Source organism: Methylobacterium sp. UNC300MFChir4.1 (assembly GCF_900110155.1).
Taxonomy (GTDB): Bacteria; Pseudomonadota; Alphaproteobacteria; order Rhizobiales; family Beijerinckiaceae; genus Methylobacterium.
This window is the reverse complement of the sequence record NZ_FOCS01000003.1, coordinates 351,173-368,640: the sequence shown is the minus strand read 5'-3', so window position 1 is coordinate 368,640 and position 17,468 is coordinate 351,173. Positions and strand designations below refer to the sequence as shown.

The following is a 17,468-nucleotide window of genomic DNA, read 5'->3' as shown; positions in this document are numbered from 1 at the left end:
GATGCTCGCCCTCCGCTCTCTCGCCTTCAACGTCTGCTTCTACGCCGTCACGACGGTCCTGGCCTTCGCCGGCCTGCCCATGCTGGTCTCCGGCCGGTCGGTGCTGCGGCTCGCCCGCGCTTGGGGGCGGATCACCCTGTGGCTCCTGCGGGTCGTCGCGGGAACGCGGGTCGAGTTCCGCGGGCTGGAGAACATCCCGGCCGGCCCCCTGCTGGTGGCGGCCAAGCACCAGTCGGCCCTGGAGACGCTGGCCCTCTGCACGGTGCTGCCGAACTTCGCCTACATCCTGAAGAAGGAGCTGCTGCTCATCCCGCTGATCGGCTGGTACCTGTCGCGCAGCGGCATGGTGGCGATCGACCGGTCGAAGGGCAGCCGGGCCATGAGCCTGATGAACGCCGCCGCCGGCGCGGCGATCCGGGACGGCCGCCAGCTCATCATCTTCCCCGAGGGCACCCGGCGTCCGGTCGGGGCGCCGCCCGCCTACAAGCAGGGGCTCTCGCACCTCTACACCGCCCTGAACGTGCCCTGCCTGCCCGTGGCGCTGAACACCGGCCTGTTCTGGTCGCGCAACAGCCTCGTGCGCCGGCCGGGCCGGGCGGTGATCGAGTTCCTGCCGCCCATCCCGCCGGGCCTGCCCCGCCAGGAGTTCCAGGCGCTGGCCCAGGAGCGGCTCGAGACGGCCTCGAACGCCCTCGTCGAGGGCGGCCTCCAGGGCCTCGCGGCCGAGGGGCACGCCGTGCCGGCCGACGAGGCGCCGGCCGCCGCAGACGCCCGACGCTGAGCCGTTCGCGAGCGCGGTTTTCCGCGTCGGACCGGCGCCCGGCGGCTTGTGGATAACGGCCATCGTCGCCACATCTCGCTCTAGGAACGTCGCCCTTGACGCCTGTGGATATCGCGCGTTAGGTTAGAACAAATGGCGAACAGAAGAGCCCTGTCCTGGTCGGCCGCGCTCCGCGACCTGAAGGACGATCGCACCCGGAGGCAGGATGTGCGTGAAGAACGCCTCAAGACGACCGCGGGTCTGCGCGGCTCCCCAGCGCTCCCGCTCTCGGCCTGGCGCGGCCGCTCCGGCCGGCGCTACGTGGTCGGTGTCCACCCGGCCGGCGGCTTCGACCTCGACGAGATGGCGCAGGCCGTGGTGATCGCCGTCCGCCGGGACAACGCCGGCATCGCCGAGATGGTCTCGGTGGCGAGTTCCAGCGAGAGCCCGCGCGACCATCTGCGCCGGACCTGGCTCGACCGTGTCCGCCGCCGGGGTGCCACCGAGATGCACGTCCACCGCCTCGCCGAGAACGAGACCGAGCGGACCGCGATCGTCGAGGATCTGCAGGTCGACACCGTCGAGCCGGCGCAGGTCTGACCGGAAACGCGCCGCGCGCGGGCGGATCGCGTCCGCGGCGGTCGACCCCGGGGCGGCGCTGCCCCAGTTTCGCCCCTTGCGTGGCCACAAGCCGGGGCCACGATGTCCCCGCGGGGACGGGTCGGGGAGCGGAACGCATGGTGCAGGATCGGACGCGGCCGGAGGGTGCCGCTGAGACAGCTTCGGTACGGGGCGCGCGGCGATCCCGGCGGGGGCTGTTCCTGCCCTACATCCTGCTCGCCCTCGTGGTCGTGGGCTGGTCGGCCGGCTGGCTCTGGATGCGGGAGCGCGCGGCCAGCGAGATCGACGGCTGGATCGCCCGCGAGGCGACCGCCGGACGCACCTGGACCTGCGCGGACCGATCCCTCGGCGGCTACCCGTTCCGCGTGGAGCTGCGCTGCAGCGCCGTGACCCTCGAGCGCGCCGACGGGCGCTTCCGGCTCGGGCCGAGCACGGCGGTGGCGCAGATCTACCAGCCCCGCCTGGTCGTCTTCGAGAGCGCGGGCCCGTTCCACGTCGAACAGGGCCCGCTGACCGGCGACGCGTCCTGGACCGCGCTCCAGGGCAGCTTCCACGGCGCCGCGGGGGGCTTCAGCCGCGCGTCCCTGGTCGTCGACAAGCCCGACATCACCGTGACGGGCGCCGAGCCCGGCCCGATCGCGGTCTCGGGGCGGCATCTCGAGCTGCATGCCCGGCCGAGCCCGGGCCGCTTCGACTCCGACGGCGCCGTGGATGTCAGCCTGCGCCTGAACCAGGCGGCGGTACCGCAGCTCGACGCCGTCACTGGAACGCAGGATCCGGCCGATCTGGCCCTGGACGCGACCCTGACGCAGGCGACCGTGCTGCGCACCGGGACGGTGGCGCGCGAGCTGGAGCGCTGGCGTCAGGCCGGCGGTGCCCTGGACCTGACGGCCCTGTCGCTCGCCAAGGGCCCGCAGCGCGTCCAGGCGAAGGGCAGCCTAGCCCTCGACGCCGCCCACCGGCCCGCCGGGCAGATCGACCTGCGGGCGGCCGGCGTCGACGCGCTGGTCGGCAGCATCGTCGGTCAGCGCTTCGGCTCGGACCGGGGCGCCCTGGTGGGCCAGCTGGTCGGCGGGCTCCTGGGGCTAGCCCAGCGCCCCGGCCCCGACGCGCCGGCCGACGGGACGCCGCTGAAGGCGCTCCCGCCCCTCCGGCTCGTCGACGGCAAGCTCGTCTTCAGCGGCTTCCCGATCCCGAACGTCTACGTGCCGGCCCTGTACTAGGCAAGCGGCCCTGCCGGCCGGCACTGCCGGGTGGGCGGTGCGGGCGCGACCGGTATGACCGCTCGGCGCGCCGCGGGCCTGCTCGTCGGCGTGGGATCGGCTATAGGAGGCCGATGGCCTCCTCCCCGTCCCAGACCCGCGTGAAGATCTGCGGGCTCAGCACCGAAGCGACCCTGACCGCCGCTCTGGAGGCCGGGGCGGACTGGATCGGCCTCGTGCACTTCCCCCGCAGTCCCCGGCACGTGGCGCTGGCGGGGGCCGCCGCGCTGTCCGCTCTGGCCCGCGGCCGGGCCGAGCGGGTCATCCTGCTCGTCGATCCGGACGACGCGCTTCTCGCCGCGTCCGTCGAGGCGGTGGATCCGGATCTCGTCCAGCTCCACGGCCGGGAGAGCCCGGAGCGCGTCGCGGCGATCCGTGCCCGGACCCGGCGGCCGGTGATGAAGGCGCTCGGCATCGCGACATCGGCGGATCTCGCGGCCCTGCCGGTCTACGCGGCGGTCGCCGACCGGATCCTGCTGGACGCCAAGGCGCCGCCGGACGCCGCCCTGCCGGGCGGCAACGGCCGGCGCTTCGATTGGGAGATCCTGCGCGGCGCCGCGCTCCCGCCCGGGACCATGCTGTCGGGCGGACTGGATGCCGGAAACGTGGCCGACGCCCTCGCCCGCACGGGGATCGGCGCCGTCGACGTCTCGTCTGGGGTCGAGACGGCGCCCGGGGTGAAGGATCCGGCGAAGATCGCGGCCTTCGTAGCGGCGGCGCGCGGCCTGCGCTGAGGGGACCGCCTCAGCGCGGGGCCGGCAGGGCCGTCCGGCCGGTATTCGGGACCGTGTAGACGCCCGAGGTCTCGGTCTCCGGCGCGTAGGCCCGCAGGCGGGTCGCCTCGCGCTCGTGCCGGACGGCCTCGCGGCGGTGGTAGCGCGCCCGCGCGCGGGTCTTGCCCTGGCCGAGCCACGTGAAGATGCCGCCCACCACGATGCCCAGGGCCACCGCGCCGAACAGGATCGCGTAGAGCGGGAGGTCGACGCTGAAGACCGGCGCGTCCACGTTGAACGGATCGAAGGAGAGCCGTACCGGCGCGCGGTTGGCCACTGCCAGGAGGATCACCAGGGCGGCGATCGGCAGCAGCACGAGGCTCTTCAGGAAACGGATCATCGCGCTCACAGGTCCTTCCTACTCGGCGGCCGAGGCATTCTCGCCGATCCCGGCGGCGTTGAGGCGCTGGCGCATCTCCTTGCCGGTCTTGAACACGGGGATCGCCTTCTCGGACACGGCAACGGCGGCACCCGTGCGCGGGTTGCGTCCCCGGCGCGCCTCGCGGCGCTTGACCGAGAAGGCGCCGAAGCCGCGCAGCTCGACCCGGTCGCCGCGGGCCAGCGCGTCGGAAATGGTGTCGAGGATCGCGTTGACCAGGATCTCCACGTCGCGCTGGTAGAGATGCGGGTTCTGCTCGGCGATCTTGAGGACGAGCTCCGACTTGATCATGGCGTGGGATCTTCTCGCGGGATCGGGGCGGGCTGCGCGGCGGCGGTCGTTCAGGGTTCCGGGCGCCAGAGGGCGAGCATCCCGCCTCGGGCGGCCTCGGCCTCGGCGCCGACGGACCGCATCCGCGCCGCGAGGCCTTCCAGGCCGAGGAGGTCGGCGCCGATCCCGGCGGCCGACCACAGGGAGAACCGGCTCTCCGAGGCAGGCTTCCAGTCCTTGATCGGCAGGTTCGTCTGGACGCCGCGGGCGCTCTCCAGCCACGCCACCGCCTGCCGCTCGCCGCCGAGCTCGTCGACGAGCTTCAGCGGCACGCTCTGGCGCCCGCTGAACACCCGTCCGTCCGAGACGGTGCTGAGCTGGGCCGGATCCATGCCGCGGCGCTCCGCGACGAGGCCCTTGAACCACGCGTAGGTGTCGCCCACCACGGAGGCCAGCGCGGCGCGCGCCTCCGGCGAGGTCGGGGTGAAGCCCGAGGGCTCGGCCTTGAGCGGCGACGACTTCACCGACTCGACCTTGACGCCGACCTTGTCCAGCAGACCCGAGAAGTCGGGGTACTGGAACAGCACGCCGATCGAGCCGACCAGGCTGGTCTCGCGCGCGACGATGTGATCGGCCGCGATCGCGGTGATGTAGGCGCCGGACGCGGCGGTGCCGTCCACGAAGGCCACGATCGGCTTCTTGGCGGCGAGCGCTCGGAGGTTGCGGAAGATCTCCTCCGAGCCCGTAGTCGTGCCGCCCGGCGAGTTGATCGAGACGATCACGCCCTTCACGGCGTCCGAATCGCCGACCCGCTTCATCAGCTTGGCGGTGGCCTCGCTCCCGGCGATGAAGCCCGAGACGGAGATGCGGGCGATCTGGGGCTGCACCGCGAAGGCGCCGTCCGCGCCCGTCCGCACCCGGTACCCGAGGGCCCCGACCGCAACGATGAGGCCGCCGACGCCGAGCACGCGCCAGAGGGACAACCTGCGGCGCAGGCGCCGCCGGTCAATCAGCAGTTCGGCATCGGCTGCCATGCTGTCGCTTCCCCTAAAGCACCCCGACCGGCCCCTCGACGGGGTGCGGGAGGCGTACCCCCGCGCCGGGCAAGTCCTTGGTTTCCTTCGGCTCGCCCGGCCCGAGCCGAGCGAGGCCGGTGTTCTAGAGCATTTTCCGCGGGCCTGGATACGGGGCGCGCGAAGAAAATGACGGGGCGGCCCGTCGCTGTCGCGCCGGGCGGCGCGACCCGGCCCGCCGCCCGCCTCCGGCAACCTTGGATTGCCGGCGCGAAATGAAAAACCCGCGCGGGACCAGGGTCCCGCGCGGGTCTCAACGAAGCGGAACCGCCGCCCGGACAGGCCGGGCGGCAGAGCCGGAGTGTCACTCGTCGTCGGAGCGCTTCTTGTTGAAGGCGGCGCCGAGGATGTCGCCGAGCGAGGCGCCCGAATCGGCGGAGCCGAACTGGGCCATGGCCTCCTTCTCCTCGGCGACCTCGAGGGCCTTGATCGAGACCTGCACGCGGCGGGCCTTCCGGTCGAACTGGACGACGCGGGCGTCGAACTTCTCGCCGGTGGCGAAGCGCTCGGGGCGCTGGTCGCCGCGGTCGCGGGCGAGTTCGGCCCGGCGGATGAAGGTCTGCATGTCGGTGTCGACGATCTTCACCTCGACGCCGGCATCCTTCACCTCGACCACCTCACAGGTGACGATCTGACCCTTCTTGATCTCGCCGGCCTCGGCGAAGGGGTCACCGCCGAGCTGCTTCACGCCCAGCGAAATCCGCTCCTTCTCGACGTCGACGTCGAGAACCTGGGCGCGGACCATGTCGCCCTTCTTGAACTCCTCGATGACCTGCTCGCCGGGACGGTTCCAGTCGAGATCCGACAGGTGGACCATGCCGTCGACGTCGCCCTCGAGGCCGATGAACAGGCCGAACTCGGTCTTGTTCTTGACCTCGCCCTCGACCTCGGAACCGACCGGGTGCTTCTCGGCGAAGGCCTCCCAGGGGTTCTGCAGGGTCTGCTTGAGGCCCAGCGAGATGCGGCGCTTGACCGGATCGACCTCCAGGATCTGAACCTCGACCTCCTGGGAGGTGGAGACGATCTTGCCCGGATGGACGTTCTTCTTGGTCCAGCTCATCTCGGAGACGTGGATCAGGCCCTCGATCCCCGGCTCCAGCTCCACGAAGGCGCCGTAATCGGTGATGTTGGTCACGCGGCCCTTGAGCTTGGCGCCCTCCGGGTAGCGGGCGGCGATGCCCTCCCACGGATCGGCGAGCAGCTGCTTGATGCCGAGCGAGATGCGGTGCGTCTCGTGGTTGATCTTGATGATCTTGACCTTCACGGTCTGGCCGATCGTGACCACCTCGGACGGGTGGTTCACGCGGCGCCACGCCATGTCGGTGACGTGCAGCAGGCCGTCGATCCCGCCGAGGTCGACGAACGCGCCGTACTCGGTGATGTTCTTGACGACGCCGTCGATGACCTGACCTTCCTCGAGGTTGGCCACCAGCTCGGAGCGCTGCTCGGCGCGGCTCTCCTCGAGGACGGTGCGGCGCGACACGACGATGTTGCCGCGGCGGCGATCCATCTTGAGGATCTGGAACGGCTGCGGGGTGCCCAGCAGCGGGGTGACGTCGCGGACCGGGCGGATGTCGACCTGCGAGCGCGGCAGGAACGCCACGGCGCCGTCGAGGTCGACCGTGTAGCCGCCCTTGACCTGGTTGAAGATCGTGCCGGTGACGCGGTCGTTGTTCTCGAACGACTTCTCGAGCTTGACCCAGCTCTCCTCGCGGCGCGCCTTGTCGCGCGAGATGACGGCCTCGCCGAGTGCGTTCTCGATCCGGTCGACGTAGACCTCGACCTCGTCGCCGACCTTCAGCTCGCCCTCGCGGCCGGGACCGGTGAATTCCTTGAGCGCGACACGGCCTTCCGTCTTGGCGCCGATGTCGATGACGGCCACGTCCTTCTCGATCGCGACGACGCGACCCTTGACGACGGAGCCTTCGGTGATCTCGTGTTCGAGGAAGCTCTCCTCGAGGAGGGCTGCGAAATCCTCGCGGCTCGGGCCACGCCCCAGAGCGGTACCTGCGGTCATTCTGTCTCCTGAACGGCCCCCGGCGGAGGCCCGTTGCGTCGGCGGCTCGCGTTGCAGGCGCCCCCGTTCGCCGCGGCCTTCCCGGAGTCTTTCGGGAGAGGCGACCGGTCCCGCGGGACCCGGTTTGCCGACGCGTCGATACGGATGACGAGGGCGGTCCGTCCGGCGGCCCGGCGGGCGCGCCAGAAGACGAGCGCGCGAGGGCGGATCCGGGAGGACGCGCGTCCCTTACAGCATCGGCCTTGCGACTTCAACCGATTAGGGTTTTAGGCTCGCGGGGCGGAGGACGGTCCGCGGGGTCCGGGCGATATCGGTGGTCTTGCCGCCGGCCGCAGATCCGGCAAACTTGTCCGCCGTCGAACGTTTGCGGTCGCGCTTCCGCCGACCGAGGGGGCAACCCCGCTCGACCGAGGTCCGCGCCGGTCGGCGATCCGGGGCGTAAGGGGGGGTGAAGCGTGGGTTGTCCTGATCTCGACTCTCGGGCTGCCCGCCGTCGGCGCGGCGGCACCATGCGCTCCGCGCGATCCGGGGCCTGAGCCCCCGATGCCGAACGGGTACAACACCCCGATGGAGATGCTGGCGCGCAAGCTCGACAGCATCGCGCGGCTCGCCGATTCCGACCGCGCGGCGCTTCTCGATCTGCCGCACACGGTCCGGAACCTGCCGGCCCGCCACGACATCGTCCGGTTCGGCGACCGGCCGACCCACAGCTGCCTCGTCCTGCAGGGATGGGTCTACCGCTACGCCGCCCTCGCCGAGGGCGGGCGGCAGATCCTGTCGTTCTACATCGCGGGCGACCTGCCGGACCTGCAGAGCCTCCACTTGCACCGGATGGATCACAACCTCGCCGCCCTGACGCCCTGCGTCGTGGCGCTGATCGCGCACGACGACCTGCGCGCGGTCCTCCTGCGCAATCCGGGGCTCGCCGGCACGCTCTGGCGCGACAGCCTCATCGACGCCGCCCATTACCGCGAGCGGATCACCAGCCTCGGGCGGCGGCAGGCGCTGGGCCGCGTGGCCCACCTGTTCTGCGAGCTCTATCTCCGGCAGAAGGCGGTCGGGCTCGCGCGCGGCCTGAGCTGCCCGCTGGTGCCCAAGCAGTCCGAACTCGCCGACGCGCTCGGCCTGACCAGCGTCCATCTCAACCGGGTCCTGCGCACCCTGCGTGGACGCGGGCTCGTCACGCTGAGCGGCGGCATCCTGACCATCGAGGATTGGGACGCGCTGACGGAGGTTGCGGAGTTCGACCAGACGTTCCTGCACCTGGCGAACAACGCGGCGCCGGCCCGAGAGACCGCCGAGGCGATCTAGCAGTTGGGGCCGGGTGACGCGGCGGGCGCGCGCCTCAGGCGGCCCGGGCCAGGGTCTCCGGCGGCTCGACCACCGCGTCGGTGTGGACGTCGAACCGGACCAGGTGGGCGACGCCGAAGCTCGTCGTCAGGGCGCAGTCGGTGGCGTCGCGGCCGCGGGCCATGACGATGCGGCCGATGCGGGGCCGGTTGTGCCGGGCGTCGAACGTGTACCAGCGAGGCCCCTCGGGCCCTTCGAGGAAGACCTCGAACCACGCCGAGAAGTCCATCGGCGCCGGGTCCTTCGGCACGCCAATATCGCCGAGATAGCCGGTGGCGTAGCGGGCCGGGATGTTCATGCACCGGCACAGGGCAATCGCCAGGTGCGCGAAGTCCCGGCACACGCCGACGCCCTGCGTGTAGCCGTCGAAGGCGGTGCGGGTCGCGTCGGCCTGCTGGTAGTCGAAGCGCAGGCGGGTGTGGGCGAAGTCGACGATCGCCTGGACGCGGGCCCAGCCCTCCGGCGTGCCGCCGAACAGGGACCACGCGATGCCCGACAGCTTGTCGGTGTCGCAGTAGCGGGAGCCGAGCAGGTACGGCACGACCTCGTCGGGCAGGTCCTGAACGGCGATCTGCCGGGCGCCTGGCGCCTGATCGTCCGGCAGCCCGCTGTCGGCGATCGTGAAATCGGCCGCCATGGTGATCCGGCCGCCCGGCGCGACGATGCGCGTGCAGACGTTGCCGAAGGCGTCGACGTGCTGCGACGCCGCGACCGGCGGATCGAAGGCGATCACCTCCGGCGTCAGGAGGTCGCCCCGCCGCTCCGGGCGCACGTTGAGGAGCAGGTTCATCGGCGTGGGGCCGAATGTGTCGAAGGCGATCGAGAAGCCGGTGCGGATATGCATCGTCGGGGACCGTGAGGAAGGACGCCGGCTGGCGGAGCGGCAGGCGGATCGTTACAGTACAGGGCCCAATAAGCCGCGAGCCGGGGTCGAGTTCCGTCGATCACGTCAGTTCAAGACAGTTTGAACTGCCCGAATATTTGGCAGAGTGGTGCCCGCGCCGGACGTGCCGCGCCCGGACCGGCCGGCATCCGATGAGCCATGCGGGAGCCATGCGGCGGGCCGGGGGCGGGGCTGCGGTCAAGCGGGGCGGTCCGTCACCGCGCCATGTTGCAACGCACACGGCGCCCTCTTATCCCAGGCCGCTCGACTCCAGGGCCTGCCGGCACCGCCCGGCCCGGCCTGCTGCCAGACGATCGACGCCCATGACGCCCGACAAGCTTTCCCTGCCGAAGGACAAGATCCGCGTCCTGCTGCTCGAGGGCATCAACGACAGCGCCGTGGCGCTGATGCGGGCGGCCGGCTACACCAACCTGACCCGCCTGCCGAAGGCGCTGGACCGGGAGGCCCTGCACGAGGCGCTCCAGGGCGTGCACATGGTGGGTATCCGCTCGCGCACGCAGCTCGACGCTTCCGCCTTCGAGGCGGCGGACCGGCTCCTGGCCGTGGGCTGCTTCTCGGTCGGCACCAATCAGGTCGACCTGGACGCGGCGCGCCACCGGGGCATCCCGGTCTTCAACGCGCCCTTCTCCAACACCCGCTCGGTGGCGGAGCTGACGATCGGCGAGATCGTGATGCTGCTGCGCCGGATCGTTCCGCGCTCGGTGGGCGCCCACGCGGGCCGCTGGGACAAGTCGGCGGTGGGCTCGCTGGAGGTGCGCGGCAAGACGCTGGGCATCGTCGGCTACGGCAATATCGGCACGCAGCTCTCGACCCTGGCCGAGGCCATGGGCATGCGGGTGCTGTTCTACGACCACACCGACAAGCTGCGCCACGGCAACACCGAGCCGGTCGAGACGCTGCACGCCCTGCTGGCGCAGAGCGACGTCGTCTCGCTGCACGTGCCGGAGACCGACGCCACCGCCAACATGATCGGCGCCGCCGAGATCCGGGCGATGAAGCCCGGCGCCTTCCTGATCAACAACGCCCGGGGCACCGTGGTCGATCTTGAGGCGCTGGCCGCGGCCCTGCGCGACGGCCATCTCAAGGGCGCGGCCGTCGACGTCTTCCCGGTGGAGCCCGGCTCGAACGCCGAAGCGTTCGTGAGCCCGCTCCAGGGCCTCGAGAACGTGATCCTCACCCCGCATATCGGCGGCTCCACCGAGGAGGCGCAGGAGCGGATCGGCTCCGAGGTGGCGCGCAAGCTCGTGGACTATTCCGATATCGGCTCGACGGTCGGCGCGGTGAACTTCCCGCAGGTGCGGCTCCCGGCCCGTCCGACCGGGACGCGATTCATCCACGTCCAGCGCAACCTGCCCGGCATGCTCGGGCGGCTCAACGACGTGTTCTCCCGCGGCCACGTCAACATCGCCGCGCAGTTCTACCAGACCGACGGCGAGGTCGGTTACGTGGTGCTGGAGACCGACGCCACCGACGCGGATGCCGAGGCGCTGCTCACCGAGATCCGCGCCATCCCGGGAACGATCCGGGCCCGCCTCCTCTACGAGCGCCGCTGATCCCGAGGCGGGCGCGGGAATTTACGATGCGCGCGTGAACGCGGCGGGTCTTGCCGCGTTCGTCTTGCGCGGCCAAGCTGGCCGCTGTTCAAGTCAGGGACGGCACCATCGACGGCCTCGGCCGGTCGAGCGCCCGGCCGGCGGAGGAATTGCGGTGACGAAGCGTGTAGCGTGCGCATGGGCCGGCCTCGTGCTCGGCATCGTCGGGTCGGTCTCGGTCGTCTCCGGCGCGTCGGCGGATTGCCTGCGCCGGGTCTACAACCGGTCGAACCTCGTTCTGGTCGCCCGTCAGGACGGCGGCCCGCCCGCCACGCTGCTGCCCGGCCAGTCGCTCCCGGTGCGGCTGGCGCGGCCGGGCCAGATCGACATCACGGCCTATTGCGGTGCGCCGGGCGCGGGCGGGACCCCGATCACCCAGCGGACCTTCGATTACGAGGCGGTGCTCGACCGCTGCTTCGTCCGGTTCGGGGGCGACCTGTTCGTGCCGCAGATCGGGCGCGGCTTCATCGGTCTCCAGGAGACGGCCCCGTTCACCGTCAACAACCCGCGCCAGGGCGACATCATCCTCGGGCCCGCGGCCGGCGCGTCTTGCCCGCTGCCGGCCGCCGCTCCCGTGCTGAGCCGCCGGGGTTGAGCGTCAGAGATAGTGCCGGAAGACGACGCCCGCGTCGTCGGTCGCGGCCGGTTGCGCGGGCGACACCGGCCCGATGAACGGGCTCGCGAGGCGCAGGGCCACGAGGCCGAGGGCCGCGAGCGCCGGGGCGAACAGGCGGAACGGGCGAGCGAGCATGGACGCCTCCGTCGCGCCGCCGATCCCGCCCGCGTCGTGCGGACAGACTGGGTGCGCCTGTGAAGGATCGCACCTTACGGCCGAGCTGGACGTGCCGAAGCGCACATGGGTAACGTTAAGGTCGTGCCCGGATCGCGGGGCCGGCGGGGCCGGCGGGGACGACGTGACGGTCGGGCGCTTGCGTCCATCACCTCGCTGGCAAGTCCGCCGATGCCCTCCTATGCTGCCCACATCGGGGGCTGCCTGGGATCGCGCTGCACGGGCCGCGGCGGCGCTTCCCGGGTAGAACCGACTGCGTGAACGAGGACGCGCGTATGCTGACCCAGACAGGCAACTCGATTCTCCGAGGCGATCTCGGCGTCGAGGAGACCACCGAGTCCGACAACATCGTCCGCTGGGACGGCGAGCGGCTCTACGTGGAGCAGGACGTCTACCACAACGGGCAATTGGTTCACCGCAAGTACCGTCGCACCGTCACCGAGCCCGTCGCCCACGCGCTCTGGGCGATCATCAACCGCGCCAAGCAGTGAGCTGGCAGTGAGCTGGCGGGCGCGTCGCGGACGCGCCCGCCCGATCCGGGCTTCCGCCAGCCCCGGCCGCGCCGGCGCGGAGCCTCGCGGACGTGTTCGGTGAGCCACGGCGAGTCGGGGACCGGATCTTCGAGCGGTGCGGCAGGAGACGCCGCCTGTATCGGTTGCGCGGCGGGGCGTTCGGTCCCGGATTCCGGTCCCTGCGTTCCGGATCCCCGCTATCCTCGACGATCCCGCGGCGGTGCGTCCCAGCCCGAGGCGCGGCCGCACCGACATCCCTTCCGCGCTGGGCGCTCCGGGCTCAGCCCGAGACCGCGCGCAGCTAGGCGGCGACGGCCGCCGTCGGTGCGACGAGGGTGAGATGGGCCGGCCGCAGCGCCTCGAGGCGGTCATGGGCGTTGTCGAACGCGGCCCGGATCGTCGTGCCCGCGTCCTCGACGGCGACCAGCACCGCCAGCTTCTGGGCGGTGGCCCGATCGGCGAGACCGCGCGCGGCCGAGACGAGCGACTGCTCCAGGCTCAGGAATTCCGTCTCGGCATCTTTCCCGGCCTCGCGCGCCACCGACGCGAGGCGGTCCAGTACGGCTTCCAGGGCGTGGCGCAGGACAAGCGTCCGCACGCGCTCCTGCAGGAGCGCCCTCTCGTCGATCTTCATCGGAATCGGTCCGGGTTCGGGAACACGTCCAAGCTCTCATACTTCGGGGCCGTGTGCAGCCACCTTTTTGCAACAGCGCAATACTGTCTCGCGACATGAGCGCTCCGCGGGTTCAACGTCTCGCGGGCCCGATCCGGCACAGTTGTTCTACAATCGTGTGCCGAGTATTTGGGCATTTCCAGAATCGAATGCGCCGTCTCGACAGATTCAGCGCACAGAAACGCCCGCTTGGAGGCCCGGTTCGCCGTCCGAATACCTCCGCTCCGGCAGGGGCGATGCTGGGGCCGCACCGCTCGAGCCACCGTCCGACCCGGGCCCGCGGCGTCCGGAGCGCGCTCCGCGGGTCAGTACGGCGTGCCGCCCCGGCGCCGGTCCCGCAGGGCCTCGGCGTGCCATTCCAGCTCGTCGAGGAAGCGGTCGGCCGCCGCCGCGAGCCAGGGCTCGGCGGGAACGCCCTGCGCGTCGATGACCTTCTGGAGTCGCGGGATCGGCAGAAGGGAGGGGATGCTGGACATGCCCATCTCGGCGAGCATGGCCCGCAGCGGCATCGCGGCCCGGACGCCGCCGAACTGGCCGGCCGAGTAGCAGCAGATGGCCGAGGGCCGCCAGAAATACTCCTCGAGGAAGTGATCGAGGGTGTTCGACAGTGCCGGCGGCACACCGTGGTTGTACTCGGCCGTGACGACCAGGAAGGCGTCGGCGCGGCGGAAGAGGTCGGCGCAGCGCTGCAGGGGCTCCGGCGCCGTCCCGGCCGGGTATTCCTTGTACATCCGGTCGAGGAGCGGGAGCGCCAGCTCGGCCGGATCGACCAGGGGGGCGGCGTGGCCGCGCGACTCCAGCTGCGCGATCAGGAAGCGCGCGGCGCGGATGCCGATGCGGTCGGTCCGAACGCTGCCGAGGATCACGGGGACGGTCAGGGCCATGGCGCTCTCCGGTTGCCCCGATCATGCCAGAGGCGGCCGCGCCGCTCCAGCCGCGGGCCCGGCCCGCGATCGTCAGGCCTTGGTGGTGCTGGTCAGCGCGGCCGCGATGCCGAGCGGTCCGCCGGCCGCGTAGGCGGTCACCGCCTTGGTCACCTGCTGCAGAAAGGATTGCAGGTCGCTGCCGCTGTCCGTCGCCGTCGCGGTATCGGCGGTCGCGGTGGTGGACGTGCTCGCGGACGTGCTCGCGGACGTGTCGGTCGCGGTGCCGGCCTGGGCAGCACCCTCGCTCTGCTCGGCATCCGAGACCGGCCGGTGGCCGTGATGGCCGCGATGGTGATGGACGGCGGAGGCGCCGCCCGCGGCCTGACCGGACGCCGTACCGGTGGCGGTGCCGGTCGTCGACGTGTCGTCGGCGTTGGCCGCGGCTTCCGCGGGCGCCGTGACGCCGTTCTGCAGCCCCATCTGGCTGAAGTCCGACTGCAGCTGGAGGAGCGACGCCATCAGGTCGTTCGACAGGGTCGGAGTCGAGGCCGTCCCGGTCGACGGGGCCGTGTCGTCCGCGGCAGCCTGCTTGCCGGTCTCCTGGTTCGCCGTCGCGGCGGTGCCGACATCGAGGCGGGCAACGTTCGCCGCCCGCGCCTGCCTGAGGGCGCTGACGAGATCCCGCTGGAGTGAACTGCCCGAAACCGTGTTGACCGACATGGTACGCCTCCGCGACCGCCCTCACGGTGGTCAGGCACGGGTCGTTCCAGAATTTTCCCAATGATTTCAGCGGCGCATCCGGGCTCTCGGCCGGCAGGTTCGGCCGAGCGGCAGAATCTGCCGGCCGCGCCGGCCGACAGATACCGCATCGGCATGGATCCGGTCGGGTCGCGCGCGCCGGTCGTCGCGACGGCGCAGCTTCTCGGGCGGTGCCGCGGTCGCCGCCACGGAGATCCGAGCCCGTTCGCATCGTCTCGCGCGGAATCTCGAACAGCCGCGACGTGCCGCCGTCGTCGCGCGATTGTCCGAAGTAGAACAGTCGATCGATCGCTCTATCGCAGTCGCGATGAGCGGAGGTGCGTGTGTCGTTCTATTCGCGCGCCACGGCTCAGCTCTCGAGCGTGGCCGGAACAACTGCGCCCGGAACGATGAGTACCCTGTCGGGTTGGCTCCTTACTGGCCACCACGAGGTGCACATGACGACCAAGCCACCGCCCGTCCCGCCGGCCAACCGGTCCGACAAGGGTCCCGGCAGCGCCAGCGAAGCGCCGCTCACGCAGGGGCGGGCCGGATCCCAGACCAAGGATCCGGACAAGGTCGGCCAGGCCGGAAACTCCAAGGTGAACACCACCAACCAGGGCTATCAGCAGGATCGCTGACCGCCCGATCCGCGCGGGCACCGCGAGCCGCCGTGCCCGAGACGTGATGATCCGCATCGGAGAGAGATCATGGCGAATGCCAGTCGGCACAAAGTCGGTCCCGGCGCTCAGGGCAAGGGGACCGGATCCGGGGCCATGTCGGACCTGCCCGAAGGCGTGCTGCCGGAGAACATGGTGCTCAGCAACCGCGACAAGTCGCGGCACAGCGACGAGCGCGGTCTGGACAGCAAGAACGTCCAGACCGAGCAGTACCAGGACCACGCCGGCAACCGGCAGGTGGTTGCCGAGACGGGCGCCGACACCGACGGCAACACGAGCGGCCTCGCGAACCCGAAGACGGACGAGTCCGGGGCGCAGAGCAGCCTCAAGGCTCAGCAGCACTCGTAGGTCTCCGGCTCACGAGCGGCGTGCCGCTCTCCGATCTGTGGCGGGACAAAAGGAAGCGGGATTGGCCGTCTCGGGCGCGACGTTGATCAGAGTAGACGCAACACAGCCTGAGTGGCGACCATGAACACGACAGTCACAGCGATCGCGTCGGCAATCCTTGCCGGCGCTCTCCTCGGGGCGCCGACCGGAGCCAAGGCGCAGGCGGGCAGCTTCGCCAACCACGGCTTCGGCAACCACAATTTCGGAGCGGCGGCCGTCGGCGGCGGCGGCTTCAGCAGTCCCGGTGTCGGGGCCGGCGCCGCGGGCGGCGGCTTCGCCAACCGGGGCTTCGGCAATCACGCCTTCGGGCCGGCTGCCGGTGCCGGAGGGGGTAGCTTCGCCAATAACGGCTTCGGCAACCACAATTTCGGCCGACCGGCTGTCGGCGGTGGATTCGCCAATCCCGGGTTTGGGCACGGGCTCGGCGCCCACCGGGGCTACGGTCATCATCGCCATTACGGCTACAACCGCGGCTACTACGGCCGCCCCTACGGCTACGGCTACGGACGGGGCGGATACGGGCTCGGCGGGCTCGGCCTCGGCGTCGCCGTGGGCGGTCTGTACGGCGGCTACGGTTATCCGGGATACGGCTACGACACCGGGTACTACGGCGGTTATGCGCCCGTCACGTACGGCTACGCCGACACCGAAACCTACCGTGTCGCGGACGACGACCGCTACTGCGCGCGCCGGTTCCGATCCTACGACCCGCAGAGCGGAACCTATCTCGGCCGGGATGGACGTCGCCACCGTTGCCGGTGAGCCGCGACCGTCCTGACGACGGCCGCATCCGGCTCGGACCATCCCCGCCGACGCTGCGGCGACGGCGGGGATGAAGGTGCCATCGTCACGACCGGCCGGGACGGCGCGGCGGATCGCCGGCGCTAGGCGTCCGCCTCGCTCGCGTCATCCCCGCCGGTCGCACCCAGTGCGGGCCCAGGCCGATACGCGTCGAGCGTCGCGTAGGCATCGGTGTCGGTGAGCCCGAGCCGTTCCATGTCGGTCAGGAAAGACAGGATGTCGGCGTCGACCGGCTCGCCGCTCTCCTTGCGCTCGATCAGGGTATTGACCAGCTCGAGGGCGCTGATCGACGGGGCGCTGGGTTCGTTCGCATCGGGGAAAGCCATGGCCGGTCTCTCGCAGGAGGGCTCCGAGAACTAGGTCACCGCGAGGCCATCGGCCACACGCGACGGCCGTCGCGGTCGATCGAGGTCGATCGAGGTCGAAGTCGCCGCGCGTTCCGACAGCGCGGTGCCACGTCCGTCACATCGTCGGATGCGACGTCGGCGCGCTCTCGCGATACAGGGCCTCGTGCTGCCACGTGGGATGGTGCGCGTCCGGTCCGACGTGCCGGCCGACATACAGGGACGCGAGCAGGCCGAGCAGGAGGAACAGACCGATGGTCACCGCGTCCGGATGCCGGCGCGCGCTGTGGATGCCGAAGCACCCCAGCGTGAAGACGGCCGCCAGGGCCGGGGAACCGAGCATGCCGCCCGACATCGGGATCACCGCCGTGCCTGTCGTCGTGGCTCAGCGCGCCGCGCCACATCGGGGCGGGCGGCACGGGCGCACGACGTAGACGTTCGAGGGCGCGCGAAACATCCCGCCATCCATCGGCGCCACCGCGCGCCGGATCCCGCGGGGAGTGTGGAGGATCGATCTGCGACGGCACCGGTCGGCAGAGGCGCCGGCACGCCCGCATCGCGCCAGTCGAACACGGCACGTCGCACGTATTGACGGATGCCGGAACGGCAACGCTGTTCCCGAACCTCAGAACCCGGGACGGGTGAGAGATCCGAAAACTCAGTTCGATCAAGATGT

General features: G+C 71.3%; 22 protein-coding genes. 11 read left to right on the top strand and 11 right to left on the bottom strand.

The window, feature by feature from the left end; translation table 11 throughout:
• Position 1 precedes the first annotated feature (1 nt).
• The 4 genes from BMY19_RS07360 (at position 2) to BMY19_RS07345 (ending at position 3,377) form a co-directional block, all read left to right on the top strand.
• Positions 2-781 carry a lysophospholipid acyltransferase family protein gene (locus BMY19_RS07360; RefSeq protein WP_091976381.1) on the top strand — a complete coding sequence of 260 codons (780 nt, stop codon included), beginning with the start codon at positions 2-4 and terminating at the stop codon, positions 779-781.
• Positions 782-913: 132 nt separating this feature from the next.
• Entirely contained in the window at positions 914-1,360 is a 447-nt protein-coding gene (locus BMY19_RS07355) for a hypothetical protein (protein WP_100251303.1), read from the top strand.
• Between the two features lie 137 nt (positions 1,361-1,497).
• Positions 1,498-2,604 carry a DUF2125 domain-containing protein gene (locus BMY19_RS07350; RefSeq protein ID WP_100251302.1) on the top strand — a complete coding sequence of 369 codons (1,107 nt, stop codon included), beginning with the start codon at positions 1,498-1,500 and terminating at the stop codon, positions 2,602-2,604.
• A 113-nt stretch (positions 2,605-2,717) separates the two neighbouring features.
• Positions 2,718-3,377 (top strand): phosphoribosylanthranilate isomerase, encoded by a 660-nt coding sequence (locus BMY19_RS07345; protein ID WP_100251301.1) that lies wholly within the window; start codon positions 2,718-2,720, stop codon positions 3,375-3,377.
• Between the two features lie 10 nt (positions 3,378-3,387).
• On the opposite strand, the gene BMY19_RS07340 is transcribed toward BMY19_RS07345, so the two are convergent.
• The 4 genes from BMY19_RS07340 to rpsA all read right to left on the bottom strand — a co-directional run bounded on the left by BMY19_RS07340 (position 3,388) and on the right by rpsA (position 7,155).
• Positions 3,388-3,756, bottom strand: coding sequence for a LapA family protein (locus BMY19_RS07340; RefSeq protein WP_026604778.1), 369 nt, complete (start codon positions 3,754-3,756; stop codon positions 3,388-3,390).
• An 18-nt stretch (positions 3,757-3,774) separates the two neighbouring features.
• A complete protein-coding gene (locus tag BMY19_RS07335; RefSeq protein WP_012319412.1) occupies positions 3,775-4,086 on the bottom strand; it encodes an integration host factor subunit beta in 312 nt (103 codons plus the stop codon).
• 50 nt (positions 4,087-4,136) lie between these two features.
• Positions 4,137-5,099 carry a signal peptide peptidase SppA gene (gene sppA / locus BMY19_RS07330; protein WP_100251300.1) on the bottom strand — a complete coding sequence of 321 codons (963 nt, stop codon included), beginning with the start codon at positions 5,097-5,099 and terminating at the stop codon, positions 4,137-4,139.
• 343 nt (positions 5,100-5,442) lie between these two features.
• Positions 5,443-7,155, bottom strand: a complete 1,713-nt coding sequence (rpsA, locus tag BMY19_RS07325; protein ID WP_010683172.1) for a 30S ribosomal protein S1 — start codon at positions 7,153-7,155, stop codon at positions 5,443-5,445.
• A 543-nt stretch (positions 7,156-7,698) separates the two neighbouring features.
• Between rpsA and BMY19_RS07320 the strand changes: the two genes are divergently transcribed.
• Positions 7,699-8,466, top strand: coding sequence for a Crp/Fnr family transcriptional regulator (locus BMY19_RS07320; protein WP_100251299.1), 768 nt, complete (start codon positions 7,699-7,701; stop codon positions 8,464-8,466).
• A 34-nt stretch (positions 8,467-8,500) separates the two neighbouring features.
• Here BMY19_RS07320 and BMY19_RS07315 read toward each other — a convergent pair whose 3' ends face one another.
• On the bottom strand, positions 8,501-9,349 hold the full coding sequence (locus BMY19_RS07315; protein ID WP_100251298.1) for a transglutaminase-like domain-containing protein: 849 nt from the start codon (positions 9,347-9,349) through the stop codon (positions 8,501-8,503).
• Between the two features lie 362 nt (positions 9,350-9,711).
• Here BMY19_RS07315 and serA point away from each other — a divergent pair, with 362 nt between their 5' ends.
• Both serA and BMY19_RS07305 read left to right on the top strand, forming a co-directional pair.
• Positions 9,712-10,962 carry a phosphoglycerate dehydrogenase gene (gene serA, locus BMY19_RS07310; RefSeq protein ID WP_100251297.1) on the top strand — a complete coding sequence of 417 codons (1,251 nt, stop codon included), beginning with the start codon at positions 9,712-9,714 and terminating at the stop codon, positions 10,960-10,962.
• A 154-nt stretch (positions 10,963-11,116) separates the two neighbouring features.
• The gene (locus BMY19_RS07305) at positions 11,117-11,596 is read left to right on the top strand and encodes a hypothetical protein (RefSeq protein WP_100251296.1); all 480 of its coding nucleotides are present in this window, start codon (positions 11,117-11,119) and stop codon (positions 11,594-11,596) included.
• A gap of 3 nt (positions 11,597-11,599) precedes the next feature.
• Here BMY19_RS07305 and BMY19_RS30815 read toward each other — a convergent pair whose 3' ends face one another.
• Positions 11,600-11,752, bottom strand: a complete 153-nt coding sequence (locus BMY19_RS30815; RefSeq protein WP_170862921.1) for a hypothetical protein — start codon at positions 11,750-11,752, stop codon at positions 11,600-11,602.
• A gap of 314 nt (positions 11,753-12,066) precedes the next feature.
• Between BMY19_RS30815 and BMY19_RS07300 the strand changes: the two genes are divergently transcribed.
• Positions 12,067-12,282, top strand: a complete 216-nt coding sequence (locus tag BMY19_RS07300) for a hypothetical protein (protein ID WP_020092165.1) — start codon at positions 12,067-12,069, stop codon at positions 12,280-12,282.
• Positions 12,283-12,604: 322 nt separating this feature from the next.
• Here the strand turns inward: BMY19_RS07300 and BMY19_RS07295 are convergent, their stop codons facing one another.
• The 3 genes from BMY19_RS07295 to BMY19_RS07285 all read right to left on the bottom strand — a co-directional run bounded on the left by BMY19_RS07295 (position 12,605) and on the right by BMY19_RS07285 (position 14,562).
• Positions 12,605-12,937 carry a hypothetical protein gene (locus BMY19_RS07295; protein ID WP_020092164.1) on the bottom strand — a complete coding sequence of 111 codons (333 nt, stop codon included), beginning with the start codon at positions 12,935-12,937 and terminating at the stop codon, positions 12,605-12,607.
• A 344-nt stretch (positions 12,938-13,281) separates the two neighbouring features.
• Positions 13,282-13,860, bottom strand: a complete 579-nt coding sequence (locus BMY19_RS07290) for an NADPH-dependent FMN reductase (RefSeq protein ID WP_100251295.1) — start codon at positions 13,858-13,860, stop codon at positions 13,282-13,284.
• A 72-nt stretch (positions 13,861-13,932) separates the two neighbouring features.
• Positions 13,933-14,562, bottom strand: coding sequence for a cell wall anchor protein (locus tag BMY19_RS07285; RefSeq protein WP_100251294.1), 630 nt, complete (start codon positions 14,560-14,562; stop codon positions 13,933-13,935).
• A 476-nt stretch (positions 14,563-15,038) separates the two neighbouring features.
• Here BMY19_RS07285 and BMY19_RS07280 point away from each other — a divergent pair, with 476 nt between their 5' ends.
• The 3 genes from BMY19_RS07280 to BMY19_RS07270 all read left to right on the top strand — a co-directional run bounded on the left by BMY19_RS07280 (position 15,039) and on the right by BMY19_RS07270 (position 16,409).
• The gene (locus BMY19_RS07280) at positions 15,039-15,221 is read left to right on the top strand and encodes a hypothetical protein (RefSeq protein WP_091976393.1); all 183 of its coding nucleotides are present in this window, start codon (positions 15,039-15,041) and stop codon (positions 15,219-15,221) included.
• Positions 15,222-15,290: 69 nt separating this feature from the next.
• Positions 15,291-15,608 (top strand): hypothetical protein, encoded by a 318-nt coding sequence (locus BMY19_RS07275; RefSeq protein WP_100251293.1) that lies wholly within the window; start codon positions 15,291-15,293, stop codon positions 15,606-15,608.
• A gap of 120 nt (positions 15,609-15,728) precedes the next feature.
• Positions 15,729-16,409: a BA14K family protein gene (locus BMY19_RS07270; protein ID WP_100251292.1), complete on the top strand. Its 681-nt coding sequence runs from the start codon at positions 15,729-15,731 to the stop codon at positions 16,407-16,409.
• A 122-nt stretch (positions 16,410-16,531) separates the two neighbouring features.
• On the opposite strand, the gene BMY19_RS07265 is transcribed toward BMY19_RS07270, so the two are convergent.
• Complete coding sequence (locus BMY19_RS07265; RefSeq protein ID WP_091976397.1) at positions 16,532-16,774, bottom strand: hypothetical protein; 243 nt, start codon at positions 16,772-16,774, stop codon at positions 16,532-16,534.
• A 136-nt stretch (positions 16,775-16,910) separates the two neighbouring features.
• Positions 16,911-17,135: a hypothetical protein gene (locus BMY19_RS07260; protein WP_244534855.1), complete on the bottom strand. Its 225-nt coding sequence runs from the start codon at positions 17,133-17,135 to the stop codon at positions 16,911-16,913.
• Between the last annotated feature and the right edge of the window lie 333 nt (positions 17,136-17,468).